Genomic DNA, 2280 nt, shown 5'->3' on the forward strand with positions numbered 1-2280 from the left:
TGCACCCCTTAAATTTAGCTGTTCAATTTCGTGTATAAACGTTCATTAATGAACAACTAAATTCTTTTAAATATTAAATAAGGGCCTTACGCTATAACACTAAGCCGTACTATCATATTGGCACAATGAATGATTGCCTTAAGTGCAGTTATACTAATTACCAGGCGATCAAATAACTCTTAAAAAATTTAATAATGAAGCTTTTAACTTACCAGATTCTCTTCGCATTTCTTTTTATATTGTTTCAACCCAATGATGGCTTCTGTCAACAAGTAACGTCTAAGAAAACCACTAGAAGTAACCCTGATATAAATGATCTGGATGCTGAAATTATACAGTGGCAAAAGGATTTAAACATTCCTAATGTCGCCATTAGTATCATAGAAAAGAACAGAGTTCTTAAAACAAAAGTATATGGAAACTCAAGCGATGGGAAACCCGCTCCTAAGAACATGATCTTCGAAGTAGCTTCCATTACAAAAGTAGTGTTTTCAACCTTAGTACTTAAATTGGTAGAAAAAGGAGAATGGACATTGGATGAACCCCTGGCTAATTATTTTGTTGATCCTGAAGTTGCAGCAAATCCTTTTTCAAATAAAATAACAACCCGTCATGTATTAAGCCAGCAATCTGGGTTTGATAACTGGCGTTGGATGAATGCAAGCGGAAAATTAACTTTTAATTTTGAGCCTGGTACAAGATTTAACTATAGTGGAGAAGGAATGGAGTATTTGCGAGCTGCAATTGAACACAAGTTTCACAAATCATTATCCCAACTCTCTGATTCATTACTTTTTAAACCGTTACACATGTTTGACACCAATCACATGTGGGATGGTAAGACAAATTTTGATAGATATAGCAGGATGTACGATGCTGATGGCAAAGAAATTAAAAAAGCAGATTTTTCAATTCAAGCCAGTGCTGCTGCAGGTTTAACCACAACTATTGACGATCTTTCAAAATTTGCAATGGAGGTTCTAGACGGGGCACACCTATCTAAATCCCTATATAATGAAATGATCAAAACCCAGTCAACAATTAACCCTAACCTTCAACAAGGCTTGGGATGGCGAATAATCAACGGCTTACCTAATAAAGAATATGCACTTCAGCACGGTGGAAATGATCCGGGAGTAGCAGCGATAATGGTGTTGCTGCCAAAATCGAAACGCGGTATTATTGTTCTAACAAATGCTGACAATGGATTAATTATATGCAATAACATTGTAAGGGCTACTTTTCCAGAAGGACAGGAAATTATACATAAGGCCTTTAAGAGCACCAAACTGAATGAAATACCTCCTATACTGAAATTATCAGATAGCATTTTAAAAGTGTATGAAGGTAAATATAAAAGAGAAGATGGAGTGGATGTCACCGTTACTTTGAAAGATAATGGATTGGTTCTAAGAATGTCTGGAATACCCCTTCTTAATTTGCTACCACAAACTAAAGATAATTTTTTCCTCATGGATTTGGACGCAACAGTATTCTTTACAAAAAATAGTGATGGAACTGTCAATGCCCTTTCAATAAAAGACGGTGGAAATATTATTAAATGCCTCAAGGTCATTGATTAACTATTCTTTTCAATATTTATATATTAAAATATATATGATCACTACTTAACCATCCTATGAATAACTTAGCTATAGCAAACCGACTTCGTGAGGTTCTACTTGATGGGCACTGGATTGCCAATACAAATTTCAAAGAACAAATCTTAAGTGTAAATTGGGAGCAAGCAACTCAAAAAATTGGAAATTTAAATGCGATTGCAGCTTTAACCTTTCACATTAACTATTATTTGAAGGGACTATTGCATGTTTTTGATGGCGGAAAACTTGAAATTAGTGATAAGTATAGTTTTGACGTTCCGCAAATTCAATCTGAAATGGATTGGAAAACTCTGGTAAATAGTTTTTTAAACAATTCTGAAAAATTCGCAAATCAAGTTGAGCAATTGCCAGATGGCCTGCTGGACCAGCCATTTGTCGACGAAAAATATGGAAGCTATTTACGAAATATAGAAGGTGTTATTGAACACAGTTACTATCATTTAGGCCAGATCTCTCTAATAAAAAAGATGATCTCCAATTTTGCCTAATAAAAAAATGTCCCCCGGATACCCCCAAAAACCCTGCACTTCTTTTCTCACTGGACCTTCCGCAAAGAGCTTCAGGCCCTGAGGTGAGAAAAGAAGTGCAGGGTTTTTCCTCACATTTTCCCCAATCTAGCATCTACCTAAAATATTTCCTTTATTTATAAATGCCAGTT

2 protein-coding genes are annotated in these 2280 nt (G+C 35.3%); both read left to right on the top strand.

What is annotated here, in order from left to right; genetic code table 11:
- Window positions 1–194 precede the first annotated feature (194 nt).
- Window positions 195–1583, top strand: coding sequence for a serine hydrolase (locus tag DBR11_RS28325; RefSeq protein WP_108555887.1), 1389 nt, complete (start codon window positions 195–197; stop codon window positions 1581–1583).
- Window positions 1584–1639: 56 nt separating this feature from the next.
- On the top strand, window positions 1640–2110 hold the full coding sequence (locus DBR11_RS28330; protein ID WP_108555888.1) for a DUF1572 domain-containing protein: 471 nt from the start codon (window positions 1640–1642) through the stop codon (window positions 2108–2110).
- The last annotated feature ends 170 nt before the right edge of the window (window positions 2111–2280 follow it).

Origin of the sequence: Pedobacter sp. HMWF019, from assembly GCF_003061025.1 — a bacterium.
Taxonomy (GTDB): Bacteria; Bacteroidota; Bacteroidia; order Sphingobacteriales; family Sphingobacteriaceae; genus Pedobacter.

Coding starts and splice junctions, on each gene's coding strand:
- DBR11_RS28330 (WP_108555888.1), top strand. CDS start 1,640: ATGAATAACTTAGCTATAGCAAACCGACTTCGTGAGGTTCTACTTGAT.
- DBR11_RS28325 (WP_108555887.1), top strand. CDS start 195: ATGAAGCTTTTAACTTACCAGATTCTCTTCGCATTTCTTTTTATATTG.